The sequence below is a fragment of the Sutcliffiella halmapala genome (assembly GCF_050107295.1).
In the GTDB taxonomy this organism is placed as follows: domain Bacteria; phylum Bacillota; class Bacilli; order Bacillales; family Bacillaceae_I; genus Sutcliffiella_A; species Sutcliffiella_A halmapala_A.
This window is the reverse complement of sequence record NZ_JBNIKR010000005.1, coordinates 219,685-241,309: the sequence shown is the minus strand read 5'-3', so window position 1 is coordinate 241,309 and position 21,625 is coordinate 219,685. Positions and strand designations below refer to the sequence as shown.

The 21,625-nt window shown below is 40.0% G+C and carries 36 protein-coding genes; all 36 read right to left on the bottom strand.

What is annotated here, in order from left to right; all coding sequences use genetic code 11:
• Positions 1 to 14: 14 nt before the first annotated feature.
• The 36 genes from ACQCT5_RS10500 to ACQCT5_RS10325 all read right to left on the bottom strand — a co-directional run bounded on the left by ACQCT5_RS10500 (position 15) and on the right by ACQCT5_RS10325 (position 21,556).
• Positions 15 to 1,706, bottom strand: a complete 1,692-nt coding sequence (locus tag ACQCT5_RS10500) for a phage tail protein (protein WP_499641616.1) — start codon at positions 1,704 to 1,706, stop codon at positions 15 to 17.
• Entirely contained in the window at positions 1,693 to 1,818 is a 126-nt protein-coding gene (locus ACQCT5_RS10495; protein WP_499641614.1) for a hypothetical protein, read from the bottom strand. Before ACQCT5_RS10495 ends, ACQCT5_RS10500 begins: the two co-directional genes overlap by 14 nt.
• A 176-nt stretch (positions 1,819 to 1,994) precedes the next feature.
• A complete protein-coding gene (locus ACQCT5_RS10490) occupies positions 1,995 to 2,327 on the bottom strand; it encodes a hypothetical protein (protein ID WP_499641612.1) in 333 nt (110 codons plus the stop codon).
• A gap of 27 nt (positions 2,328 to 2,354) precedes the next feature.
• Complete coding sequence (locus tag ACQCT5_RS10485; RefSeq protein ID WP_499641610.1) at positions 2,355 to 2,936, bottom strand: hypothetical protein; 582 nt, start codon at positions 2,934 to 2,936, stop codon at positions 2,355 to 2,357.
• Positions 2,933 to 3,301: a gp17 family tail completion protein gene (locus ACQCT5_RS10480; protein WP_499641608.1), complete on the bottom strand. Its 369-nt coding sequence runs from the start codon at positions 3,299 to 3,301 to the stop codon at positions 2,933 to 2,935. The genes ACQCT5_RS10485 and ACQCT5_RS10480 overlap by 4 nt, the downstream gene beginning before the upstream one ends.
• On the bottom strand, positions 3,298 to 3,747 hold the full coding sequence (locus ACQCT5_RS10475; RefSeq protein ID WP_499641606.1) for an HK97-gp10 family putative phage morphogenesis protein: 450 nt from the start codon (positions 3,745 to 3,747) through the stop codon (positions 3,298 to 3,300). The genes ACQCT5_RS10480 and ACQCT5_RS10475 overlap by 4 nt, the downstream gene beginning before the upstream one ends.
• Complete coding sequence (locus tag ACQCT5_RS10470; protein ID WP_499641604.1) at positions 3,734 to 4,069, bottom strand: phage head closure protein; 336 nt, start codon at positions 4,067 to 4,069, stop codon at positions 3,734 to 3,736. Before ACQCT5_RS10470 ends, ACQCT5_RS10475 begins: the two co-directional genes overlap by 14 nt.
• Positions 4,056 to 4,343, bottom strand: coding sequence for a head-tail connector protein (locus tag ACQCT5_RS10465; RefSeq protein ID WP_499641603.1), 288 nt, complete (start codon positions 4,341 to 4,343; stop codon positions 4,056 to 4,058). Before ACQCT5_RS10465 ends, ACQCT5_RS10470 begins: the two co-directional genes overlap by 14 nt.
• Positions 4,340 to 4,519 (bottom strand): hypothetical protein, encoded by a 180-nt coding sequence (locus tag ACQCT5_RS10460; RefSeq protein ID WP_499641601.1) that lies wholly within the window; start codon positions 4,517 to 4,519, stop codon positions 4,340 to 4,342. The genes ACQCT5_RS10465 and ACQCT5_RS10460 overlap by 4 nt, the downstream gene beginning before the upstream one ends.
• 22 nt (positions 4,520 to 4,541) lie before the next feature.
• Positions 4,542 to 5,846: a phage major capsid protein gene (locus tag ACQCT5_RS10455; protein ID WP_499641599.1), complete on the bottom strand. Its 1,305-nt coding sequence runs from the start codon at positions 5,844 to 5,846 to the stop codon at positions 4,542 to 4,544.
• Positions 5,809 to 6,417: an HK97 family phage prohead protease gene (locus tag ACQCT5_RS10450; RefSeq protein WP_499641597.1), complete on the bottom strand. Its 609-nt coding sequence runs from the start codon at positions 6,415 to 6,417 to the stop codon at positions 5,809 to 5,811. Before ACQCT5_RS10450 ends, ACQCT5_RS10455 begins: the two co-directional genes overlap by 38 nt.
• Positions 6,407 to 7,615, bottom strand: a complete 1,209-nt coding sequence (locus ACQCT5_RS10445; RefSeq protein ID WP_499641595.1) for a phage portal protein — start codon at positions 7,613 to 7,615, stop codon at positions 6,407 to 6,409. The genes ACQCT5_RS10450 and ACQCT5_RS10445 overlap by 11 nt, the downstream gene beginning before the upstream one ends.
• On the bottom strand, positions 7,616 to 9,346 hold the full coding sequence (locus ACQCT5_RS10440; protein ID WP_499641593.1) for a terminase large subunit: 1,731 nt from the start codon (positions 9,344 to 9,346) through the stop codon (positions 7,616 to 7,618).
• Positions 9,343 to 9,732, bottom strand: a complete 390-nt coding sequence (locus ACQCT5_RS10435; protein ID WP_499641591.1) for a P27 family phage terminase small subunit — start codon at positions 9,730 to 9,732, stop codon at positions 9,343 to 9,345. Before ACQCT5_RS10435 ends, ACQCT5_RS10440 begins: the two co-directional genes overlap by 4 nt.
• 77 nt (positions 9,733 to 9,809) lie before the next feature.
• Positions 9,810 to 10,118 (bottom strand): HNH endonuclease, encoded by a 309-nt coding sequence (locus tag ACQCT5_RS10430; protein ID WP_499641589.1) that lies wholly within the window; start codon positions 10,116 to 10,118, stop codon positions 9,810 to 9,812.
• Between the two features lie 68 nt (positions 10,119 to 10,186).
• Positions 10,187 to 10,417 carry a hypothetical protein gene (locus ACQCT5_RS10425; RefSeq protein ID WP_499641587.1) on the bottom strand — a complete coding sequence of 77 codons (231 nt, stop codon included), beginning with the start codon at positions 10,415 to 10,417 and terminating at the stop codon, positions 10,187 to 10,189.
• 78 nt (positions 10,418 to 10,495) lie between these two features.
• On the bottom strand, positions 10,496 to 10,783 hold the full coding sequence (locus tag ACQCT5_RS10420) for a hypothetical protein (RefSeq protein WP_499641585.1): 288 nt from the start codon (positions 10,781 to 10,783) through the stop codon (positions 10,496 to 10,498).
• 85 nt (positions 10,784 to 10,868) lie between these two features.
• The gene (locus ACQCT5_RS10415) at positions 10,869 to 11,366 is read right to left on the bottom strand and encodes a hypothetical protein (protein ID WP_499641584.1); all 498 of its coding nucleotides are present in this window, start codon (positions 11,364 to 11,366) and stop codon (positions 10,869 to 10,871) included.
• Between the two features lie 21 nt (positions 11,367 to 11,387).
• On the bottom strand, positions 11,388 to 11,825 hold the full coding sequence (locus ACQCT5_RS10410) for a hypothetical protein (protein ID WP_499641582.1): 438 nt from the start codon (positions 11,823 to 11,825) through the stop codon (positions 11,388 to 11,390).
• A gap of 176 nt (positions 11,826 to 12,001) precedes the next feature.
• The gene (locus ACQCT5_RS10405; RefSeq protein WP_499641580.1) at positions 12,002 to 12,163 is read right to left on the bottom strand and encodes a hypothetical protein; all 162 of its coding nucleotides are present in this window, start codon (positions 12,161 to 12,163) and stop codon (positions 12,002 to 12,004) included.
• 128 nt (positions 12,164 to 12,291) lie between these two features.
• On the bottom strand, positions 12,292 to 13,023 hold the full coding sequence (locus ACQCT5_RS10400; protein ID WP_499641578.1) for a hypothetical protein: 732 nt from the start codon (positions 13,021 to 13,023) through the stop codon (positions 12,292 to 12,294).
• Between the two features lie 33 nt (positions 13,024 to 13,056).
• Positions 13,057 to 13,515, bottom strand: a complete 459-nt coding sequence (locus ACQCT5_RS10395; protein WP_499641576.1) for an ArpU family phage packaging/lysis transcriptional regulator — start codon at positions 13,513 to 13,515, stop codon at positions 13,057 to 13,059.
• Between the two features lie 57 nt (positions 13,516 to 13,572).
• A complete protein-coding gene (locus tag ACQCT5_RS10390) occupies positions 13,573 to 13,731 on the bottom strand; it encodes a hypothetical protein (protein ID WP_499641574.1) in 159 nt (52 codons plus the stop codon).
• Between the two features lie 36 nt (positions 13,732 to 13,767).
• On the bottom strand, positions 13,768 to 13,917 hold the full coding sequence (locus ACQCT5_RS10385; protein WP_499641572.1) for a hypothetical protein: 150 nt from the start codon (positions 13,915 to 13,917) through the stop codon (positions 13,768 to 13,770).
• 20 nt (positions 13,918 to 13,937) lie between these two features.
• Positions 13,938 to 14,099, bottom strand: a complete 162-nt coding sequence (locus ACQCT5_RS10380; protein ID WP_499641570.1) for a hypothetical protein — start codon at positions 14,097 to 14,099, stop codon at positions 13,938 to 13,940.
• 43 nt (positions 14,100 to 14,142) lie between these two features.
• A complete protein-coding gene (locus ACQCT5_RS10375) occupies positions 14,143 to 14,502 on the bottom strand; it encodes a hypothetical protein (RefSeq protein ID WP_499641568.1) in 360 nt (119 codons plus the stop codon).
• A gap of 10 nt (positions 14,503 to 14,512) precedes the next feature.
• The gene (locus ACQCT5_RS10370; protein ID WP_499641567.1) at positions 14,513 to 14,644 is read right to left on the bottom strand and encodes a DUF3983 domain-containing protein; all 132 of its coding nucleotides are present in this window, start codon (positions 14,642 to 14,644) and stop codon (positions 14,513 to 14,515) included.
• Positions 14,644 to 15,099 (bottom strand): hypothetical protein, encoded by a 456-nt coding sequence (locus tag ACQCT5_RS10365; protein WP_499641565.1) that lies wholly within the window; start codon positions 15,097 to 15,099, stop codon positions 14,644 to 14,646. Before ACQCT5_RS10365 ends, ACQCT5_RS10370 begins: the two co-directional genes overlap by 1 nt.
• 3 nt (positions 15,100 to 15,102) lie before the next feature.
• Positions 15,103 to 15,654 (bottom strand): RuvC family protein, encoded by a 552-nt coding sequence (locus tag ACQCT5_RS10360; RefSeq protein WP_499641562.1) that lies wholly within the window; start codon positions 15,652 to 15,654, stop codon positions 15,103 to 15,105.
• On the bottom strand, positions 15,651 to 15,944 hold the full coding sequence (locus ACQCT5_RS10355; RefSeq protein ID WP_499641560.1) for a pyrophosphohydrolase domain-containing protein: 294 nt from the start codon (positions 15,942 to 15,944) through the stop codon (positions 15,651 to 15,653). The genes ACQCT5_RS10360 and ACQCT5_RS10355 overlap by 4 nt, the downstream gene beginning before the upstream one ends.
• A complete protein-coding gene (locus ACQCT5_RS10350; protein WP_499641558.1) occupies positions 15,938 to 16,108 on the bottom strand; it encodes a Fur-regulated basic protein FbpA in 171 nt (56 codons plus the stop codon). Before ACQCT5_RS10350 ends, ACQCT5_RS10355 begins: the two co-directional genes overlap by 7 nt.
• Before the next feature lie 204 nt (positions 16,109 to 16,312).
• Positions 16,313 to 17,614 (bottom strand): replicative DNA helicase, encoded by a 1,302-nt coding sequence (gene dnaB, locus ACQCT5_RS10345; RefSeq protein WP_499641556.1) that lies wholly within the window; start codon positions 17,612 to 17,614, stop codon positions 16,313 to 16,315.
• A complete protein-coding gene (locus ACQCT5_RS10340) occupies positions 17,598 to 17,897 on the bottom strand; it encodes a replicative helicase loader/inhibitor (protein ID WP_499641554.1) in 300 nt (99 codons plus the stop codon). The genes dnaB and ACQCT5_RS10340 overlap by 17 nt, the downstream gene beginning before the upstream one ends.
• Entirely contained in the window at positions 17,890 to 18,795 is a 906-nt protein-coding gene (locus ACQCT5_RS10335; RefSeq protein ID WP_499641551.1) for a replication protein, read from the bottom strand. The genes ACQCT5_RS10340 and ACQCT5_RS10335 overlap by 8 nt, the downstream gene beginning before the upstream one ends.
• 190 nt (positions 18,796 to 18,985) lie before the next feature.
• Positions 18,986 to 19,888: a RecT family recombinase gene (locus tag ACQCT5_RS10330; protein ID WP_499641549.1), complete on the bottom strand. Its 903-nt coding sequence runs from the start codon at positions 19,886 to 19,888 to the stop codon at positions 18,986 to 18,988.
• 135 nt (positions 19,889 to 20,023) lie between these two features.
• Positions 20,024 to 21,556 carry an AAA family ATPase gene (locus tag ACQCT5_RS10325; RefSeq protein ID WP_499641547.1) on the bottom strand — a complete coding sequence of 511 codons (1,533 nt, stop codon included), beginning with the start codon at positions 21,554 to 21,556 and terminating at the stop codon, positions 20,024 to 20,026.
• Positions 21,557 to 21,625: the final 69 nt, after the last annotated feature.

Here is a 21,625-nt window from a genome sequence, read left to right as displayed (position 1 = left end):
CTATCCCCTCCTTTCTACGCTTGCCTTGTTTTCATTTTCAGCATTTGGAAAAATTCTTGAATGCCTTGTAATTCTTCTAAATCGCTCGCTTGAATACTGACATGAATATCTCCATAGGAATTAGAAAGAGTGCTTGTTCCTTCTGGCTTCATCGACCCGACCACGTTGTTCATCAATTTTCGAGCATCAGGAATCATACTCTCCGCGCCTTCTAGGAAACCATCGATCATATTGGAACCCCATTTAACGATGTTTCGCCCTTCTCCTTCTTTTGCAGGAGAGTTGAAACCTAAGAAACCGGCAACTGCACTTGTCACTTTCGATGCAGTTTTCTTTACATCTTCAAGCTTCGCCATCATACCATCCACGAATCCTGATAGCATGTTTTTGCCCCACTGGACTGCGCTGTCTTTCAAATCACCGAACCAATCGGATATCATCCCCCATAAAAATTGGAATTGTGAGGATAGAATATTCCAGGCTCCCTTTAAAACCGCTGCTATTGCCTGCCATAATCCGTCCCAAATTTTCTTGAGTCCTTCACCCATTCTGGACCAGTCCCCGGTAAAGAGACCGATGAAAAAATCGAGTAAACCTTGGACAATCGAAAAGGCTCCCTTAATTATTCCGACTATCATATCAAAAGCAAATTTAGCTATTTTCATAATCTGATCGCCGAAAACCGCCCAATATGCTTTCGCGAATTCGATAAAAGCAGAGATGGTTTCACTTACCAAGGCAAAGAAATCCATGAATCCAGCTTTCATATTTTTAAGTTGTCCTTGGTTCTCAGAAACCCAAGTTTTTACGAAAGCAATAACTTGTTGAATCCATCCGATCAGAACTGATAACCCTTCGAACAATGGCGGTAAAATTCTGGTTGTGACAAAATCCATCACTTCACTAATTCTGGTGAATGCATTTCCGACAAACTCTTTTATTTGTGGCATATGAGCCAAAATCCAATCTAAAAATGTTTGAAAGGTTGGAAGTACTTGGTTGGCCAAGTTCATTCCTACTGCACCTAGAGCGCTTTTCACATCCGCCATGGTGTCTCCAAACACTACATTAGCTTTGACGGATTCTTCACTCATGACGATTCCAAGTTCGTCAGCTCGTTGCTTTAGCGCGTCCATCCCTTCACTACCGGCATTGAGTAAAGGTAGCATTTCAGTGTAAGACTTACCTAAAAGATCATTACCTAGGGCGTTTCTTTCTGCACCCTGTTCCATGTCAGCGAGAGAGGCCATTACTTCTTCAAAAATATCTTCCTGGCTTTTGTTCTTCAGGTCGTCCATCGAGATTCCTAGTTTAGTAAAAGCTTCAGTCGCTTTCTCATTTCCGTTCGATGCTTCGTCCATTACATCTGACAACTTCTTTACACCGGTTTCGAGCTTTCCGATATCCGCCCCGGATTGTTCAGCAGCATATTTCCAGCGTTGTAGTTCTTCTCTGTTGATGCCTGTTCTTTCGGATAGTTTGTCTATGAAATCTGCAGCTTCGGCAGTTTTATTTACCAGTGCGAACATTCCAGCTGCCCCAGCTGCTGCAGCTCCAGTCAACGCTAATCCCCACTTGCCTACAGTGGCGACTCCGTTCACGAACTTCTTTCCTAATCCCTCTGCCTTCTGGTCGGTTTTGGCTATACTCTCATTCGCTTTATCGTTATCGACCATAATGGATCCAAAGAGCTTAAATATTTCCATCAATCTCACCTTCTTTCTTAAAGGCGCTTAAAATTTCTTTTACATCGGTCAAAATTTCTTTTTCAGATTTGTTCGATTGCTCTCTTGGATTATAGAAATCTTCAAAAGACATGTAGTCCTCTGAGGTCATATTTTGATATTTCATTAGGTACAATTGCCATGCCTTTTGCTCTTTCCTTTTATCAAAGGCTTTTTTCAAGAGCCTGGTAATATTTCGTAGTGATAGTTTCATCACATAATCAAAAGAATAATGGCTATGCAATAGGTGTAGAGTTTCCTCATATCCTCCTACTGCATAGCCGATTTGAAAAAAGATACTAGTTCGTCATTAGCGAATATAGCTTTAAAGGTGTTTATAGTGTGGATCAGCGGTTGGGATTTAACTTCTTCCACATCTTTTTCTTGGGCCAGGGCAACGATATGGAAAATTTCTTCTTTGATTTTAGGGGAGTTTTTCATTACAAATACGGTAATTTTAATTCCGGCATTCACTTGCAGTTCATCCGTTTTTCCGTCTTTGGCTTTGATAATATTTTTCTGGACATACCCTTGCAAATCCAATTTTTCGTATATATCTGCCACAAATGGCAGCATATCAAATGCTTTTTCGGTCTTAATCATCAGTTACCTCCATAAAAAAGAGGGGCATTATGCCCCTAATTTTGGATAATATATTTTGAATGGGACATCTTCCAATGTGTCTGCATCGAAATGAGCTTCATATTCTAATGCAATTACAGCTTCATTTTTATGCTGCGGTTGTAGAGACAATCCGTTTTTATTCAGCGCATTAAAGATTTGGATAATAACCGGCTCATTAGAACCAGATAGTTTTCCGACATACGTAATGTTGTCTTTGTAATCCGTCGATTCGATTTTAGGTTTAGCTGTAATAACGTCGTGCTCAGTTCCGCTAGTGTCAATGTTGCTTGCCGCTAATGCATCCGCAAGAATTTCTTTAGAAATTTCTAATAGATTTGCAGTCATTTTTACTTCCCAACCATCAATAGTCTGTAAATCTTTCGCTTTCCCTCTCACACCATCAACGTCAATGTTTCTAATCTCCGGTATTGCAGTAAATTGACCACCCCCGCGAGTAGCACCTAATAATTTATTCGCTGCTACAGCCGTTGCAAAAGTGTCTGTGGCCACATCATAGTTTTTGAAAAATGCACCGGCATCCAGCAAAAGTTTTTCGGCTGTTTTACTAGTAAATCCACTAAAACTCATTCATTTAACCTCCTGTCAAAGTAACGTACAGAAAATATAAGTTTCCTACGTTTTATGTTTGGATCATCGTCAATCACAGTCAATCGACTTTCGCGGTGAATTGAAAATTGCATATGTTCATCCAAGTATGTTAACTTGTGCAGGGCTTTCCATAAGGTTCCTGCAAGTGTTTCTAAGGTGGTTGTGTCCGATTGGTTATCCCAAATATCCACATCCAAGCTTAATACCTCTAATTCCTCATCTGTATAACTGTTGGGGAGGTCAAAGACGATATAAGGAAAAGAGATGGCGGTCGGTCTTTGGAAATGCACTTTGCTATGATACTGCCTTAAAAGAGTTTTTAAGATGGTTCGTAATTCCTTCATTCTGGGCCGTCACCACTCTTTGTTTCCGTTTCATCAATCAGTCCCATGGCACGATTCTCTGACTCAATAGCCGAGAGGTACTGTCCTTGTATCTTGCGGATCTCGTTAATGTTCTCATATACCGTTTCCCTCAATATGTTTCTGGCCGGCTGACCATGAGAGCCTAGCTCACTTCTGGCACCGTACCATGTATCATGCTTGTGTCCAATGACCAGATCCGACTCTTTCCTGCGCAGCCAATATTGAGTGGATTTGTAAACCCTTCGACTACGTTTCATCCCAGGAAGCGCTCTGTATTTTGCGGTCAGTCGCTTGCGTAGGAATTTGGCGGTATCTCGAAGGGCAGCTCTCGACAATTCGGCCAATGTATACTGAACTTTATCAACATTGGAGATAAACTCTACACCTTCTTTTTTGATTTTCGTTACGCTTTTAGGAAGAGGCATTGTTAATCATCCCCTCACACACTAATTCCAAAGAATCAAAGTCCTCAATACCTTTATAGGATTTGGGTTGGTATGATCGTATAACTCTATAACGCACCCCATCAAACTCTACTTCACTTTGCCTTTGGTAGTCATATTTATTCACAATGAAAGTGTATTCGGGTTTCAAACCATGTGCTGCTGCAGCGTAGAATTCTGTCCTTTGTATTGATTGCGCGTCACACAGGATGTCTTTTCTTTTCTCTACTTTGATTGGATCTCCTAGTGCGTTTTCCCCAAAAGTAATATCAATTAGGGTTAGTTCATCATCAAATGTTGCCATCAGTGGCACCACCATTCCGAATAAGTAAATTATGAAAACGGAACTGAAGGTGTCTTGGCATACCGCCTGCACTGTCTCTGTTTTGGTATCGCCAGGTTGAGAGATCCACTACAAACATCAGATGGCTGGGGTTATGTTCAGACAGCACTATCCCATGTGTGTCCTTCAACTCTGAATTGACACCACTTATAATGGCGGCCAGGTATTCATCCCTTACCGCCGAACTGATTCCAAGTCTTGCTTTGACAAGAGGGAGGGCAAGGGTTGCACTCATTCTTCATCATCCACTTCTTCAATCAAGACTTCTTTACGTTTGTTATCCGTGCCTGAAAGTTCTTCAATACGATCTTTCTTTGCGCGGCCGGAACGAGGGAACTTGTCCCCCACCCGGTACACATGGTTATCGTCTTGAAGATCAGTGAAGGCTTTGACTACTTTATATTTCGCCATGTTTTATCACCCTTTCAGATTATTAAACCCCTTCTGGTGTTTTTGTAATCACCACGAAGTATTCGTTGTAGATAGGCTTACCATCGTAACGAGCAGTTCCTTTAAACACTGTTTCGTCCTGGATGAAACGAACATCTGTGGATACCGCTAGTTGAACACCCTTACGTTCTCCAAGAAGGTATTTCTTGAAGTCTCCTAGAACGATAGTGTCAGCCGGTGCATATTGACTGAATACAACTCTTGTTCCATCAGGAAGACGTGGAGACTGAGCAGTTTGCACCACAAGGCGGCCATCAGAAGTTGGCAAGAAAGTCTGTGGAGCCAGTTCAGCATAGTATGTGCTACGCTTCATAACCGCGATCACTTCGCCCACAGGAGCTCCGTCTTCACCATCATCAATGATAGACATCTTTCCTACGATATCCCCCAGTGTGAAATCTGATTCCACATTCTGAGCAGTTACACCGTTTAATGCAGTGATTACTCCTAGAGGTTGCTTGGAAGCAGCACCTGCACCAACAAGAATCGCCTTGTCTAAAGCTTTTGCGATTGCCATTGATAGACGACCTTCGATGAAGTTTGCAAGGTTGATCATGCTATCTTCAAGAACTGCGTTACATACCGGGATAAATCCACCGACTTTGAATCCGTCCAATTCAGTTTGGCTGAATGAAGACGCAAGCTCTTCAACTGGATCACACATTTCCGTCCAGATGGCTTCCGGAATCGCACCATCCATGATGATACGGGCAGTACCAGTTAATTGTTGGACCGTTACTTCGCGGTAAAGAGCTGAGTAATCACCAAGGCGGGACTGGATCATGTCGATAACAACTTCAGGGATTGTTAGATCAGTGTTAGTTAAAGCACGTTTGTTCAGTGCAGCTTCAGATACCTTAGCGTAAAATTCACGTACCTCTGGACGATTTAATCTTTCGAGCATTTGGCTACGTGATTCAAACTTGTTTACTTTCATTCGTGTTTCCCCCTCTTGAACTGTGTTTTTTTGTTGTGTTGCAGCTGGAGCAGATCTTTCACCTTCTCCATTTTTCGGTTCTTTGGAATTCAATTCCTCAAGCTCACCTTCAAGCTTGGAAATTTCTTCTTCCAATTCTTTTTTCTTTCCGTCATACTCTTCTTTATCAGTGTCAAACTTGTTAATTTCCTCTTCTACGGTGGCAACTTCCTCATCTGTACTAGCTTCTTCCAAGGCAGCTTCCAGGTCTGTAGAACGTTTAACAAGTTCCTCACCCTTTTTGTTTAGTTCCGTAAGTAATGATTTACGCTGTTCAATTTTCTTCGCCAACATTAGTTGTTTTAGTGCCATTCTTCAATCGCTCCCTCAATTGATTTTTTTTACTTTCTCTCATACGCTTCACGTCTTTCTCGTAATCTGCTTTTCTAGCTTGTACAGATGTATCAGCATATGCCGGGAAGGTAACAACAGAAATCTCATGAAGGTCTACTTTCTTCAACCGCCATTTAATTGTTCCGTCATCCCTGTATTCCGTTTCTTCATCGAGAATCCTAAAGCCGAAACTGCACTGATCTACATCGCCGCGCTTCAATCGCGCATACAGATTGACTGCATCGGTGTCCTCTTCATTGACCTTGACTCTTCCCCACAGTCCCCTGCCGTCCACACGCAACTCAAGTGTACCTGCTTTGGTTCTACCAAGAACAAAGTTGCTGTCGTGGTTGATCAAGGCTCTCACATCATTGGCCATGCTATCGTTAAAAGCAGTTGGATCGATAACTTCAAATGCACCTGGCCACAGTTCTGTTTCTGAATTGAACACAGCGAAATAACCCTCTATGACTTTCTCGTCAGCTTCAGCGCGTGTACTCAATTCGCTCGGAAGGCTGCGGATTTGCATCTTTTTTTCTCTACTCATCATCCTCACCTCCTTGCAAGAGCTTCTTTTGATTACCTAACATATCGGCAGGAACATAGTTCTCTAATGCCAGCAGTTCACTCATGCGAGTATCTGGGCTTAGACCTACCCAGTCTCTCCACTCATTCCTATCCATGGCCATGCGGTCCACAAGCTCTTTTCCTGCTCCTACAAGTTCGCTGAGGTCATAAGCATACAAAGACCTAGCATTGAACTTGAAATACAAATCAGGGGCATATAGAAGCTTTCTGGTAAGCTCTTGTTCGATTCCTTTTGCAATAGGTAGAATGGTCGAGTTGATGAAATGGTTATATTCATCCTTTTTGTACTCTCCGACTCCAACAAAAAAAGCCGGAACACCAAATATCCCCGCTACTGTCCTCTTATCCAGTTCAACTGCTTCGTTTATAGCTAAGTCTTTAAGTGATAATGGTTTAACTTGTTCTACTTCTAATAACTCGGCCGGAATAATCCAAGGTTGTCCAGCAGTTGAGCGTTTCAGGTACATGTCATATACTGCATCTCTTCCTGCTTCACTAGAAAGTTCAGCAGTGTGGGCATCAACTTTCACAATCAGAGATGGCATATACTTCCCACTCATGAATTCCTTTTTCGTTGCAGTCGCCTGCTTCAAGTTGTAGATAATGTCCTTTAATACAACTTTGTACCCTTCACCGATGTAAGGTTTATCAGGACTCGGGTTGACCACAAAATGAAGGATTTCATTGTAATCATAAGCCCGCCCGCCATACACAACCTGATATGCAGTATCTGTATCCTGAAATGAGAGCTTGGAAGCTGCAAAAGGGATTAATTCATCAATCAGTCCGTCCTGAAATTTCGGAAAAACTACACTGTTCCCTTCGCCTTCAAGCAGTAGATTCCGAATTATGTTATAGACCCAAGTTTTTCTGGTCATCAAGCTATATGGATTTATATCGATTTTCTTAGCGAGTTGATTTCTTACTCTAACATCTCCCTTGTCAGTGTTTTGCATTAGGTGAATAGTCATGGAAGATATGAGATCAGCAATCTTGTGGACGGCTATCTTTACCTCTGGATTATCACTAAGCTTCGTGTATCCAGGCACACACAATGTGTCGTAGGCATCCGTTGTCAGAAAAAAACCTAGTGAGCTATCAGTGGTACTCCTGGTTTGTGCAGGCTGTCCTTTATTTCTTGAACGTTTTTTTTTGCTCAATTATTTCTCACCTCCCCCAAGCCACTTAGCAGCTGCAGTAGACCGCTCCATGTTTTCAAGTTTTCGTACAGCACCAAAAACCGCAGCATCGAATAAATCTATCCGTTGCTCCGGCATCACCTTTTCATATTGAATCATGTCATCTGTTTTCTCGATGGCTCTGACATTTTGCACACAGTATTCAAAGGCATCCGAGTGCAAGTAGTAAAAGTTTCCGTCCTTTGCTTTCTTTTCAATTAAGCGGAATCCCTGAGACTTCTTATGGAAGTATTGCGGCTGGTCCACAATACTGAAACCATTACGCTTCATTCCCAAGAAAAATTCCTGTGCAAACTTTCTATCGAATCCTACTTGCTTTATTCGGAATCCTTTCTTCTTCATCGTGACAAACCATTTTATTATGTCATCGTAGTTCACAGTTGGGGTATTACACATGGTTAGCCAGCCATCGTCTTTCCAACCAAACAAAGGAATGTTGTCCTCCTCTGCTTTTTGGTGGGCGGTGACGATGGGGAAGAAGGCGTGGGTGATGGCTATGTCCACATTCCCATAAGAACCATACAAGGCCGCAGCGGTTAAATCGTGCATTTTGGAAAGGTCGGCTCCACCGTACCAATCGATTTTCATTTTAGCTAGATCATCCAAGGTCCATTCATACTTCTTGTCAGAGTTTTTAAACTCATCAAGATTGAAATATGCTCTTAAAGCTGAGGTGTAAATGTTCAATGATTTTGCTAAAAAGTCTTTTCTCTGCTGCGGATCGTTCTGAGCCTGCATAGCATCGTTCATCATGTCGGACGGTCTGATGGAAACACCATAAGCTGGATTGGCCTTTTCATGTTCAATGGGATTTGTATAGTCCACATTACCATGTTCGTCCTCATCGGCTTTTGCAATGAAAACATAATAAGCTTCGTCTTTAACCGTACCGTCCAGGATCTTCTTACAATACTGAAGACGTTGGTAGCAAAAACTCGTCATGTTATCCCCGGCAGTTGTTATCCCAATCATCAATTTATTCGTATAAGCTTTCATGGCCTCTTTAATAATGTTGTATTGCTTGGCCGTTTTGTAAGCATGGAGCTCATCGGCAATACCGATATTACAGTTTAATGAATCTTGCTTATCCGGGTTTGCAGCCAAGGCTTGAATAAATATGGATCCATCTCCTAAATCTCCCGCGATTGAATGTTCTTGGTTATTGTCGATGACGCGGAAGTTGTCTTTCTCTCCCATTTGTCCCAAATTGAAATTAATAAAGTTGAAGCTTTCCAAAGACTGTTTCAATGCTGCAGCAACAATATATACCTTACTACCACTTCGCCTGTTTAAAAGCCCCAAAGCCCATGCAAGAGCCGCCGCAAACGATGTCTTAATATTCTTCCGAGGAATATAAATAAACGCTTCCTTGAAGCGCCTGATGGTCGTGTCCTTATGAAAGAAACCGAGTAAGTTGTAAACCTGAAATTTGTGAAACGGTTCAAGTAAAAATGGTGTACCTCTTAAAGGTGTTCCGTCCTGTGATTCGCCCTGTGCATGAACGAACGTTTTTTCGATGATTCCAATTACAAATTCTGCATCCTTTGGATTGAAATCATATTCAGGATTTTTCAAGTCGTTAAAGAATCTTTGGCATCCTTGAATCTGTTCCCGGTTAGCAAGTTTCTTTCCGTCCACAATGCTCTGAGCATACGCCATAACTAAATCATAATTAGCATAACTCGAACTCATGAGCTACCTAACACCAGCTGCAGTTTTGATTTCGGCTTACTCTTAGGTTCTTCTTTCCGCTTAGGGACATCGGGTTTCTTAATAGCATTGAAAGCTTTAGGGTTGATACACAAAATATTTGAGTATGTGGCCAAGTCTTTCCGCAAAGCCTCCATCGCAGAATAAATAGGAGTCTTCCTGTCATTAGTCGCACCAGCTTTATTCGTATACTCCTCAGAGATCTGATAGCCGGATTCCTCAAACGCTTTTTCAAATGCCTGGTACTGAGCCAACATCCCGACATAAATATCAATGATCTGGTCATAATCATCCTTGTACACGCCAAGATGGGCCATCTGCTTCACCGTCTGATTTCTCAATTGTGTCTTTGATTTTAATTTAGCCATGATGTTTTACACCCCCTTCCAAGATTTGAAAAAGCCGCTCTATTGGAAAAAGTTTCCCCCTTCGGTCTCCAGGGCTTTCAAAAATAAAATGATGGAGTGGGGGGGAGTAATGTTCTTTCCTTCCAGCGGTTTCCCTTATCTGTTAGTTCGTTTGTAACTCGATCGTGCATTTCGTTGTGGCAGTTGCTGCAGAGTGAAAGAAGATTATTTGTAGCCAACTTGTACTCTGGATAAAGTTCTAATGGGTAGATATGATGGACTGTTGTTGCCTGCTTAATCTTCCCATACCTTCTGCATTCCCTACATTCGTATAGATCACGTCGGAGTATGCGGTCACGTTTCTTTATCCAGGCAGATGATTGGTAGAATAGATTGACTCGCTTCATAAAATAACATCCTTTTTTCCCGGCTCAATAAAAAAAGCACACTAAATAGTGCGCTTTTTTAATACCTATTATGCGAATAATCCTGGAACTAAAGTTTTCGCTCCAAAAAACTGCATCTTCCCACAATTTCCGCAGCCTGTAACTATTGCTGGAAAATTTCCCGGTTTTGACTGATCTAACAAAATCAATTCTGTTATGACTACTAGTTCAGTAGAACCACATGCATTACATGGTTTATCGACACCTTTTATCAATAATGCGTCATGAATTTCATCTAACTGCTTTTGAGAAAACTTCACAGTATCACCTCACTTCAGCCTATAAATTCGCCAAAAGGAGATAATTCCCTGCAAGAACATGCACCGTCAAAAGGATATTCAACTAGATAATTCATTCAATTTACCAATGTATGCAATGTGAGAAAGTCCATACAAATCTTGTTTTACATCATTACCATATGATAAAACCGTTGTTTTTTTCAATGAAACTTTATATATAATTCCAGCTTCAAAGATTGATTCTGAATTTAGAATTTCATTTATAGTTTCTGTAACAGACATAATCACTTTGTTATTACTGTAGATCTTTTTAAAAACTAATAACTTAGTATACTCTCTAGTTGTTAAGCAACGAGGTTTTCCCCGCGTGACAGATTCACCACCCATAATTTACTCCCTTCTCATCTATATATATTGATTTCGACAAAAGGAAAGTTTTTCCTGCAATTAAAAAAGCATCCATTACGGATGCTTAACTCATCTGTTTTATTATTTTTTGATTAGTCACATTAAAAATTTTCTTTAGTATTGGTAAAACAATATTAATTAATCCAGTGAATAACGAATGCTCATTGACCCCCATAATTTTAGGAGTAATCTTTTGAAGGGTATCCACCTCGCAACTGACATTCACATATGCTTCAATAATAACCCTAAGATTTAAGAAATCTCTCCATAAAATTCTAAAAAATAAATTTGTTTTTGATGATAAGAGTTTTTTTAACTTCTTTTTATCTTCAAAGGTAAGATCTTTATCCTTGTTAATATCTTTAATAATGTCCGTTTTATACCTCAATATCTTCTTGTACTGAAATATAGGGAAATACGGTAAAACGATAAACGCCTTGAGTATAAGAACAATTGTCTTACGATGTGATTTACACCGATCATATAATTGCCAATACATAGCTGTAACGAACGAGATAAACACTGCTAAAAACAATAACTCGATATAGTTTAACAATACCATATTGATTCCCCCTTTCGGTATTTATGCTGCTTCTTCTGCTTTTTTCCCTACTATAATGGTATTCCTTTTGAATTCAATCCAGACTTCCCAAAAGACGACAATAATTGTAACAATTGAAGAACTAACTATATATCCTTCTAAAGGAACATCTGGGAAAATTCTCATCAATATATATTCGCTATTTCCTACTAATTTATCTGAAGAATTAACAATGATAAATTTCGCCCAACCAAAGATATCAATGAACGTAATTATTCCAGTAATAATGGCACCTGTAATAGCCATTTGCCGTTTAGATCCAGCATTAAATCTTATTAAGTTTATGAAATCAAGTACAAGCATACTATAAAACGCTATTCTCGAAATAAAGAATAATTCTTTTTCGGATGGAATTGTACTTAGAAGTACCAAGCTAAAAATTACAAAACATACCCTGATAATTGCCATTAATATTCCCATAAATACCATTACCTTTATTTGTATTTTTGTAGCACTGTAAATTTTAGCACTTATGAGATAATTTTCAAGACTTTTTTGAAAAATTTATATCATATAACATATATTTCTACATTTTACTTCTATATTCCTTCTTACCCAAAAAAGTTAATTCCTATTCTATTATCCGATATTATTAATTACTTTCTCCTTATTGCTCCTTTGACACGCTTATAAATCGCTCGATTAGAACCCATCATGTCATGCCAGTCAATGTGTTCATCCTTCTTGTTCTTTTTCGGTTTCCCTTTTCCAATGAGCTGCTGCCTTTGATCATCTTTCAAATGGTCGGATAATTTCATGTCATCACCCCATAGGCATAATAAAAGCGCTCCTTCGTAAAAAGGAACGCCTCTTTGAAATATTTCGTTAATACCATAATAACACCTTGGATGAAAAATGCTCTGTCTTATTCCTGCCAAAATACTGCCTAATGTCTGCCAAGTATTTCATAAAAATTAACAACATAGTTTTCCACTTCATCTATACATAAATTTAAAAACTCTATGACATCATTACTTGAATCTTTAAAAACAAAAGAACCATTTTCCACTATTATTACTTGGGACAACAACCTTGGATTAATTGCCCCCTTTATTTCTCCATTTTCAATTTTAAAATTCCCTGAAGGTACCCCATCAAAAATACAGTTTTCAACAGTTACACTCGAACTATCATCTACTTTAATATAGCTACCTATACTTAGTTCTTTAGTACTTTGCCTCACACTCTCAGATAATTGATTGTGCTTATTATGATTTGTAATTTTACACATATAACTTAAAAACTTTTTAAAGGGTTGTCTTTTATAATCCTGTAAGTTCTCAATCAGCTCATAAATCCTTAGGTCTTGTTTATCTAAATTTGGTAAGTTCTTTTTTAAACTTTTTAAAAAATCTTCTTTCTTCTTACCATAAGGAAAATACACATTTTTATTTTTTTTCAATTTGATGGTTCTATCTTCAATAGAGATTACGTTTTCAAAGATATCTTGTGCGGTATATTCAAGAATACTTCTGCAATGCTCGAGAATACTTTTTACTTTTGGTTCAAAGTGAATTTTATCATACGTGGATATGAACTTTTTTTCATAATTTTTCTTTGAAATCTCTAATAGCTCCTTACTTTCATCAATTAAAACTTTGCAATGGTTTATCCTCATTATCAATCTCCCCCCATAAATTCAAAGGAGCACCTAATTATTTAGATGCTCCTCCCTCTTATAAACCTCAATTCTAAGAATAAAAGCAAGCTTATAAAATATTCTCGCCTTTATCCTGTAATACCTTCTTTCACTCATTCCTCCATCATTATATATCTCATAATCATATATTTCATCTTCTTCCAGGTACCTCTTAATAATAAGTTCTCGTTCCCGAGCTCCCAGGCGATTTACAGCCCTTCTGATACGTTCTATATATTCCAAACGATCCTTTTCGCCATCTACTCGATTTATAACTGCATCTTCAGTGGAGGAATAAAACTCATTGGTGTTTGATGGTGGTACTAACGAGTAAGAAGGTGTTATTCGCGGTAACTTCTCTTCTGGAATTGTAAGAAGATAAAATCGATATTTCTCAAGAGCACTTTCAACTGCCTTTTTGGTTAATTCTCTATCTATTTCTGGCAATTTAAACTGTAATTGAGACACCAAGATCCCCTCCAATGTTATAATTTAGTTGAGTTTGTCAGGAGTAGATCCTGGCTTTTTTTATTTTGGCTCGGCTTTATCCAGAATTCGAATAACTTCTTCTACTTTTACCTCTAACCCTTCAGGATCCCGTTTACATTCTCCAGATTGAATATCCAAAGCAATATGAATGAGTTTCAATTTTGCTTCAGAAATTTCACTTTTTAGAATTAAGTCCATTTTAATCACCTCAGTATCATTGTAAGCTTTCAGGACTTATTTCCTCAATTCCACCTTCCTCAATGAATCTTTCACAGTGGCATTAAACTGCAGCTGGGTTTTACTATTCAATTTTCTAATTTCCTCTTCTCTGCGCTCTTCTCGGATGACTTGCTTCTGCCATGTTAACCATTGGTCATGGTTCATGTTCATCCCTCATTCATTATTTAATTGTTTTTCTTTTTCACTCGTTTGCCATAGGTATGGATATTAGAGAAAGCCTCTTTCTTTTTATTTAGTTTTTTATTATCTGCCTTAACCGGATGCTTTTTTCGGTACTCTAGCAGCTCCTCTTCCGTCATGTACCAAACGGTTACTTTTCCAATCACTTTCAATCCACCTCAACTTCATCAATTTTAAAGACAATCGATTTCAAACACGCTGCGCCCATCTCTCTTTCCTGCGTTTCTCCAAGTTCTCTTTATAAAATTCCGTTAACTCCGGGTCCTCACCGTATAGCCAGTTTCGAGATATCCCCGTCTTCCGCCCGTCCATTTGCTCATATGAAACTTCCACTATGTGAAGGTGGTATAGTTTGATTCTAAGCGTGGTCAGATTCTCCAAGGCTTTCCCTTCCACATAGACTTGAGAACCAAGCACCGTTCCGTCTGATGCAAAAACCAATGGTTTGTCATAACGCTCTAACTCGGATAGTCTCGCTTCAGCTGCTATCAATCGCTCGGCTAATTCCTGCTTTTTAAACTTTTTCATTATCGTTGATACTGCTGGCATGTGATCACTCCTATTCGTTAATGATTCCTAGTTTTATACAAAAATTTCGCCATGCTCTGTCCATCTGCTGCTTATATACAGTTTTACGACGAAGGGCAATTGTTCTGCCCAGTCGTCGTTTCTGTTTCTTACTAGCGGCCATTATTTGACCCTCTGCAGTTTTGATTCCGTTTCTGCCTCTTTCTCTAATTCATCCAGACTTAGTTGTCCATCCTCCACTTTTACTGACCCATCTTGTTCAACCTGATACTTGATTCCGTCATGAGCTTCGTTAAATTCATCGATACTCATTTGAGATTCCACGATATGCAACGTCACATCCGAGCCAGCTTTCTTGTAAAAATTGAAAGATTGCTCTGCTGATGTGTCACCCTTCACGATGAATTCAAGGGTGGTCTTTTTACCATCCTTTGAGGTTTTGCTGAACTCGCAAGTAAGTTTTTCATCCACGCCCTCGATCTGCAGCTCTACCACTTCCCGGGTCATCTGGGACAGTTCTTGCTTTTTCTCGTCATCACCCTTCACATAAAACTGGATGAGCTCTTTCTTGCTATCTTTCGTTTGCTTATTGAAGTTTGCTTTTACAGTTACTTGCATGTTTTAACACGCTCCTTCTAATATTTTTTCTATGACTTGGGCCTGGTAGTTTGAAAGGGTAGCAGAATTGGTTTCTCGCACAAAGAAGCATTCCAACGCAATTCTTGCTAGGATATAAGCATCCACCACGTTGTCGCTTTTGTGAGTAAAGCCGAAATGACCTTCCACTGCATCCATTACTGCTTTTTTCTTGGCTTTGCCAGTTAGACGCTTCTTGCTTCCTTTCTCCCCTTCCCAGCCGGTGATATTTACAAATTTCTTTACTGCATTTGGTGCTACCTCGTAATAGCCTAATTTCCGCTTGTAAAGCTCATTTCTTATCCCGTGGTGCAATCCCCCTGCAAACATTGCTTTTTGTGTACTGAAGGGGAATCCTTCGATGCAGATAATGTCTTCTGGCTGAAGATGAGCCACTACCTCGTTAATAAGGGTCACCATGCGTTTTGGATCCACTGAACCTATACCTGTAAGTTCTTTTTCGCGGAGCACCCGACAATGTGCATCCAAAGCAACAAATCCAGTTTTTGATGAGGGGTCAATTCCTACGAATCTCAATACTTCTTACCTCCGTGTTTGTATGGCCGGTGCTTGTTAAGTTCCATCTTTCTAAGGATGTGGTGCTCCAGGTCAATCCCCTTGCTGCCAGCAGTATCGAATACCCGGATGCAAATATCCGCTAATTCTTCAGCGAATTCTTCTTCTGTTCCTTTGCGATCAGCTTCGAGCGCTTCACTCACTTCACTGTGAATCAGTGCAAGTTGTGTTGAGGTTTCAATTGGCTTGTCATACCAGCCTTTCTTCTTTGCAGTTTCGTGTGCTTTGTGACAAAGTTTATTGATTAACACTTCCTCAGCTCCTCTCTCCTTTTTTGATTTTGAAAAATTGCTGTGACCTCTGTTAGCGTCAACTGGTTAAGCTCTTTTCCGTCCGATGTTCGTGTATATCCCATGTTGAAAAGTCTGTGGATAAGTGCCCTTTTTTCCTCCTCTACCGCTTGGGATAACCGCATTTCTATCCTCCTGTTTGCAGTTCTAACTGCTCTTTATATTTCTTCAAATGCTCATTCATCCTATTGCGAAACTTTTCCTGGAAGTAGAACTGCAGCTTTTCTTCATCGTCCTCCATGGTAAGTACCTTCTTTTCGTATATGAGGAAGTCTAGGAGTAGTAAAAGGGACTCTTGGTTATAATCAACAGCATCTAAATACCAATCTCTAATTTGCATTTCTCTGATGGAGATCCCGCATTCGTTGAGTTTCTTTGTTGTAATAGATGTCAACTTTCCCGGTGGGCCCGTTCCTTTGTTTGGCTATATCCACTTCTAGAATGCTTTTCTTGTCAGACTCAGCATCATAATATTCATCCCGGTATAAAAACCCGATGATATCTGCATCCTGCTCGATGCTGCCGCTTTCTCTTAGGTCTGACATGACCGGTCTCTTGTTGGCTCTTTGTTCTACACCACGAGACAATTGGGCAAGCGTAATGACGGGACATTTGAATTCCTTGGCCATCCCTTTCAAGTTGCTGCTAATCTCGGAAACTTGTAAATGAGCATTTCCATTGTGACTTTCCTCTGCCTTGATAAGGGTTAGATAATCAATCATGACCAATATCTTCTTATCGGGATTCTCCCTCTTTACATCCCGGACATGGGCCCTCATTTCGTTGACTGTTTGGCCAGCCTTGTCGAATATCTGAAGATTAATCCTTTCCAGAATCCCGATTGCTGTTACCCAGTTCTGCCGATCAGCGTCATCGAAATAATGGTAAGGGTTTCTAGCCTTAATCCCTTGAATTCCACCAAGTAGGCATAGCATTCGTTTAATCAAGCTCTCTGCACTCATTTCAAGTGAGAATATGACTGGTATTGCTCCTTTGAAACCTGCGTTTGCAGCCACATTCAATACAAAAGCTGTCTTCCCCATACTTGGCCTGGCTCCGATGATAATACTGTCTTCATCCTGGAACCCGTCAGTCATATCATCAAGATCCATGAACCCACTCGGGATTCCGGAATAGCCTTTTTCAACTTTGATAAGAGGTAATTCATACATCTGAACCAAGTGCTGCTTTAAATCGAATTTCTCTTTGGTGCCAGTCTTGTCAATGTCATTCAGCTGCTTAATCACTTTTTGAATATCTGTAGTGTTAAATTCCGGATTTTCCACAACTGGCTTTAAAATATTGTGGATATTAAGCTTTTTCCACGCTTCAATTACAGATGATTCATAGTTTTTAAACCCATGTACGGAAGGAACGCTTTCTTTCAAATGGGAAAGGTGTGCAGTCCCTCCGATCCTGTTCAGGTTATGCCGTCCAATCTGTTCAATGATTGTAATTGCGTTTATTGGTTGGTCCTTATCCGCTATTGCCTTCATGGCGATAAACAGTTCTTTGTTTTGATAGTGCTGGAAGTGCTCTGTCTTCAAGTTGATTTCTGACATGATGGTGTTATCGATTAAGATACAGCCCAATATGGCGCATTCAGCTTCGTAATTAATCACGCGATCCACTCCGTAACTTCCTCATGAAAGCAAGATGTTCATGATTTACTTTTGATTCAGATGGCAGTTCGTAAAGATCCGCTATGGTAGGTGGAAACTTGTTTGTTAATACATGTTTTTTCACCTTGGACCTTACCTGGTTGAAATCTTGGTCTTCTAAGAACTCATGCCATGCTTCAGCGATAGTCTTAATCTTAGTCTGTTGCTCAGAAGGTAAGATGTTTCTCGTAAAAGGATAGTTGTACATCTTTTCGATTAATTGGATAACCTCCAAGACTTCCCTCTTATTCACTTTCAAACTCCTTTGCTAAGGCATCATAGTCCACATTGTTGGCTTTCTTATGGGACCTGATATTTAACTGGAAGTGTTCCAGATCTTCCACTGACTTGATTCCTTCCTTTTTCCACTTCCGTAATTTGTTATAGACAAATAACCAGGTTCGTCCATTGCCTCTTGCAGCTTCTTTGATAGCTTCTTCAATCATTATTTGAGGATCGTTGAAACCGAAATTTTCAAAGACATCATTTATGTCATCCCTAAGGAAATCATTTATGTCTTTTTCTCCGACGATTTTGCTCTTTTGAAGGAGTTCTAAAATCCTCTTCACAGTGTTTCTTTCCTCCTCCTCTTTATTTGTCTTTAAATAAATGTCTTTAATAATGTCTTTAAGAGTGCCTTCGTCCTTACTCTCCCAATTGATTTCGGGCAAGTCCAGTAAGTGTTTTACGAACTTTTGAGTAAGTGTTTTACTTACTTTCACACCCGTTTCAGTAAGTGTTTTACTTACTACACCCTCTAAATCAGTAAGTGTTTTACTTACTTTTCGCTCTCTCAGGTTTAAATGAACTAATTGATCCAGCTTATTATCAACCCAACCCTTATTCGGATTGATTTGCCAAGATTCATAGTTTTTATTTAGAGAAAATATGTTGCTGTCCTTATCCCATCCGATCACTTTTGCTTGTGATAGATAAATCAATTCTTTCCGAATGTCTTGCTTGTAGATCCCTGTTATTTCAAAGTCATTTAATTTATTCAGCATGCAATTTTTCCTATTGCAGCCATACGACAATCGGATAATGAGGTGAAGGATGGCTATTTGTCTTTTTGAAAAATCCCGCCTGATTATTTCGTCCATCAGCTCGTTTGCAATTCTTATGTAGCCATTTTCCACTTGAACATTAGCCAAGTCCCTTCACCCCCTATTTCTTGATACAAATTACTATGTCTGCCAGGCTTTCGCCTTTAGGAATAATCTCTTTGGCTTTAAGCCCGGGATAATAAAGTTTCATGTAACCCTTTATATACCGGACATAAAGCTTTTTGTTACCACGAGACAGTGATTTATAGGTGTATGGCAATTCCACCTGGTACTTCATCTATTCCAGCTCCATGCCCTCAAAATCATCGAAACTCATGGATTCAGCGCCCGGCTTTTGCTTAGGAAAATCGAAATCTAGCATTTTCTTAAGGCCGACCACTTGCTGAAGTGTTAATTCCTTGCTTTTCTTTTGGAACTTCTCTTGGATGTAATCCTTCAAATCTTCTTTGCTTACACCGCGGTCATTCACCATACCCTGAATATCGGCCCATATCTTTGCAAGCGCATCATCAGCGTCAATTACTTCACCTTCATTAACCGAGATACTTTTACTGTTCTCAGGGGTAATGTCCACTCGTTCACGCGGTTGATAGCTGTCCATTTCCTGCTGCTGGTCCTGATCATCAACGTCAATACCGAATTGAGCTTTAAGTGCTCTTTTTAGAACATGCTTTTTGAACATATCGTTAAAGTAGGTGTTCCATTGGCTACCTGATTTCTTACTTAGGTGCTCAACTTCTTCACGCTCGATAATTACCAACTTGTCAGGGAATCCTTCTCTTCTAGCGATCGCATAGCAAGCTGCCACTTTACCGCGCGGGAACTTGAAACTATGTTTGACCACTCTTAATTCCTGGGTGTTTTCATCAACAGCAAATTCGATTTCGTCATTCTCGTGAACCAATTGAGTCGTAACACCTCGGTAGTCTTCACGCTGCTGGGCAAGGTACTGAATACCCTCTACAGATACCTGAATGCTCATCTGGTTACCGTACTTGATGAAGTAGATATGATTCTTGAAAGGATCCAGTCCGTTGTGCTTGCAGATTTGGATGAATAGAGCAAGCTCCTCATTTGTAGCGTTTTTGGCAATGCTATTGACTACAACATCCAGTTCCTTTTGAGTGAAGTAATTTTCAAATTCATTCGTGTTAATTGGTGCAAGTTGGTTTTTGCTCATTTTTTATCTTCCTCCCTCATGGTTTCAGCTACACATCTGATATGGCAGTACAATTCTCTACCTAGTTTCCATACAGTATCACCTTTGAAAATGGGTTTCTCACAGCTGTTGTTGGCACAAACATTGATAGGATTATTATTTGGAGCCATCTGGTTGCCCTATCTCAAACGAAACATTTTTTATACTAAACTCCTCATCTACCACTCTCGCAACGATCAACTGACCAGGCGGTGAAGTGAAGTGAAGAATGGACTCCGCATTATCCACAAAAGTAGGAACAATGACCTCAGCTTGCTTGGACAGTACTTCGATAAGTTCAAGACCGGCTTTAATTTTTTCAGCTGTAGAGAGCTTGCTGTAAGGTCTTCCATCCATTTCAATTTCAAAGGTGGCCTTTTCTTCCCCGTTCTTCAGTTTTTCGTATAGCTTCACAGTGATCTTGGTAAAGAGGTTGTCCACCTTGTTGACCATCATCTCAGAGCGAATGGTACGAAACTTCTTGATTGCTTCCACAATGCGTTGTGATTCATTACGATCTTTCCGGATAGCCTCTGTCTGCAGGCGCGCCTCTTTGATTTCATTCTCCAAGTTGGCAACCCGACTGATGGCATCTAGTTGAAAACGAATCTGCATGATTTCATCATCGATTTTCATTTTTTCCCTAGTATCGATTTGAACTTTATCAGGAAGAGCGTTCAGGATAGTTTGTACAGCATTCCTTTCCTGCACCAACTTTTTCCCGTTCTCGACCTCTGAGTTGAACCTCCTCTGTCTTTCGTCCTTCACCTTTTGGACAGAAGTTTCGTCCAGAGGTTGGCCGCACTTGCTGCAGTTCTCTTGAATTTGTTCTTCTTTAATCCGATTGACCAATTGTTTCTGTCGCTCAATCTGATCAGCAAATCCATTCAATTTGCTTTCTAATCGGATACGCTCATGGTTGTTTTGGATGATTTCCTTATCCTGATTGTCCAGAGCTTCCCTTTGTTTTTTCAGAGTGTTTATTCGAGTGATAAGCTCTTGCTCATTGACATTTGAATCAGCGTATTTCTTCAATTGTTCTTCTAGCGTTAAAGATCTTTCAGCTGCTCGTTCATATGCCTTATCGTTTTTGTTGTAGCGGTCACGATGTACCTTTTCAAGGTCATCCAATGTGTACTTTTTAAGATTGTCTTCTAGCGCCTCTTTGTCCAGACTCTCCATCTTATCTAATACTTCTTTATTCAAAGGTTCGCTGATGTATCGAAGCAGCTGAGTCCGTTGTTCATCCCATTTCTGACTTGAAAAGAACGTTGGGTTGAATAGTGAGAAGAATAGTTTTTCATCCCATAGAGAGTCCACCAACTCTTTAAATGCAGTGGCCTTTTCAGGAACTTCATTGATGTAATACTTTGCTGTTTTCTTTTGGCTACGTGACAGGAGAATTTGAGTGCCATCTACTTCAATAAGCAGCTTCACTGCAGACTCTAGGTCAGTACCTATAGGCATAGGTTCAAGCTTGGAGCCCATTACATCCTTTCCATAAAGGCACCAGGTCACAGCGTCACCAAGTGATGACTTGCCGGCACCGTTGCGGCCATGGATGTTGGTAATGTCGCTGAGAGCCACCTTTAAAGATGTGTGGTTTTTGAAATTTGTTAATTCTATTTCGATAAATGAGATCCGTTTCATGTTTACCTCCAATTGATTTATTGGGGCATTTCCTATAGAATTTTAGTAGGCTCGGTTCTATAGGAACTA

Bases quoted from the DNA above. Each gene is read 5' to 3' on its own strand.
- ACQCT5_RS10500 (WP_499641616.1), bottom strand. From the start codon at position 1,706: ATGGAAATATTTAAGCTCTTTGGATCCATTATGGTCGATAACGATAAA.
- ACQCT5_RS10495 (WP_499641614.1), bottom strand. From the start codon at position 1,818: ATGTCTTTTGAAGATTTCTATAATCCAAGAGAGCAATCGAACAAATCT.
- ACQCT5_RS10490 (WP_499641612.1), bottom strand. From the start codon at position 2,327: ATGATTAAGACCGAAAAAGCATTTGATATGCTGCCATTTGTGGCAGAT.
- ACQCT5_RS10485 (WP_499641610.1), bottom strand. From the start codon at position 2,936: ATGAGTTTTAGTGGATTTACTAGTAAAACAGCCGAAAAACTTTTGCTG.
- ACQCT5_RS10480 (WP_499641608.1), bottom strand. From the start codon at position 3,301: ATGAAGGAATTACGAACCATCTTAAAAACTCTTTTAAGGCAGTATCAT.
- ACQCT5_RS10475 (WP_499641606.1), bottom strand. From the start codon at position 3,747: ATGCCTCTTCCTAAAAGCGTAACGAAAATCAAAAAAGAAGGTGTAGAG.
- ACQCT5_RS10470 (WP_499641604.1), bottom strand. From the start codon at position 4,069: ATGGCAACATTTGATGATGAACTAACCCTAATTGATATTACTTTTGGG.
- ACQCT5_RS10465 (WP_499641603.1), bottom strand. From the start codon at position 4,343: ATGAGTGCAACCCTTGCCCTCCCTCTTGTCAAAGCAAGACTTGGAATC.
- ACQCT5_RS10460 (WP_499641601.1), bottom strand. From the start codon at position 4,519: ATGGCGAAATATAAAGTAGTCAAAGCCTTCACTGATCTTCAAGACGAT.
- ACQCT5_RS10455 (WP_499641599.1), bottom strand. From the start codon at position 5,846: ATGGCACTAAAACAACTAATGTTGGCGAAGAAAATTGAACAGCGTAAA.
- ACQCT5_RS10450 (WP_499641597.1), bottom strand. From the start codon at position 6,417: ATGATGAGTAGAGAAAAAAAGATGCAAATCCGCAGCCTTCCGAGCGAA.
- ACQCT5_RS10440 (WP_499641593.1), bottom strand. From the start codon at position 9,346: ATGAGTTCGAGTTATGCTAATTATGATTTAGTTATGGCGTATGCTCAG.
- ACQCT5_RS10435 (WP_499641591.1), bottom strand. From the start codon at position 9,732: ATGGCTAAATTAAAATCAAAGACACAATTGAGAAATCAGACGGTGAAG.
- ACQCT5_RS10430 (WP_499641589.1), bottom strand. From the start codon at position 10,118: ATGAAGCGAGTCAATCTATTCTACCAATCATCTGCCTGGATAAAGAAA.
- ACQCT5_RS10420 (WP_499641585.1), bottom strand. From the start codon at position 10,783: ATGGGTGGTGAATCTGTCACGCGGGGAAAACCTCGTTGCTTAACAACT.
- ACQCT5_RS10415 (WP_499641584.1), bottom strand. From the start codon at position 11,366: ATGGTATTGTTAAACTATATCGAGTTATTGTTTTTAGCAGTGTTTATC.
- ACQCT5_RS10410 (WP_499641582.1), bottom strand. From the start codon at position 11,825: ATGGGAATATTAATGGCAATTATCAGGGTATGTTTTGTAATTTTTAGC.
- ACQCT5_RS10405 (WP_499641580.1), bottom strand. From the start codon at position 12,163: ATGAAATTATCCGACCATTTGAAAGATGATCAAAGGCAGCAGCTCATT.
- ACQCT5_RS10400 (WP_499641578.1), bottom strand. From the start codon at position 13,023: ATGAGGATAAACCATTGCAAAGTTTTAATTGATGAAAGTAAGGAGCTA.
- ACQCT5_RS10390 (WP_499641574.1), bottom strand. From the start codon at position 13,731: ATGGACTTAATTCTAAAAAGTGAAATTTCTGAAGCAAAATTGAAACTC.
- ACQCT5_RS10385 (WP_499641572.1), bottom strand. From the start codon at position 13,917: ATGAACCATGACCAATGGTTAACATGGCAGAAGCAAGTCATCCGAGAA.
- ACQCT5_RS10375 (WP_499641568.1), bottom strand. From the start codon at position 14,502: ATGCCAGCAGTATCAACGATAATGAAAAAGTTTAAAAAGCAGGAATTA.
- ACQCT5_RS10370 (WP_499641567.1), bottom strand. From the start codon at position 14,644: ATGGCCGCTAGTAAGAAACAGAAACGACGACTGGGCAGAACAATTGCC.
- ACQCT5_RS10365 (WP_499641565.1), bottom strand. From the start codon at position 15,099: ATGCAAGTAACTGTAAAAGCAAACTTCAATAAGCAAACGAAAGATAGC.
- ACQCT5_RS10350 (WP_499641558.1), bottom strand. From the start codon at position 16,108: ATGCGGTTATCCCAAGCGGTAGAGGAGGAAAAAAGGGCACTTATCCAC.
- ACQCT5_RS10330 (WP_499641549.1), bottom strand. From the start codon at position 19,888: ATGAGCAAAAACCAACTTGCACCAATTAACACGAATGAATTTGAAAAT.
- ACQCT5_RS10325 (WP_499641547.1), bottom strand. From the start codon at position 21,556: ATGAAACGGATCTCATTTATCGAAATAGAATTAACAAATTTCAAAAAC.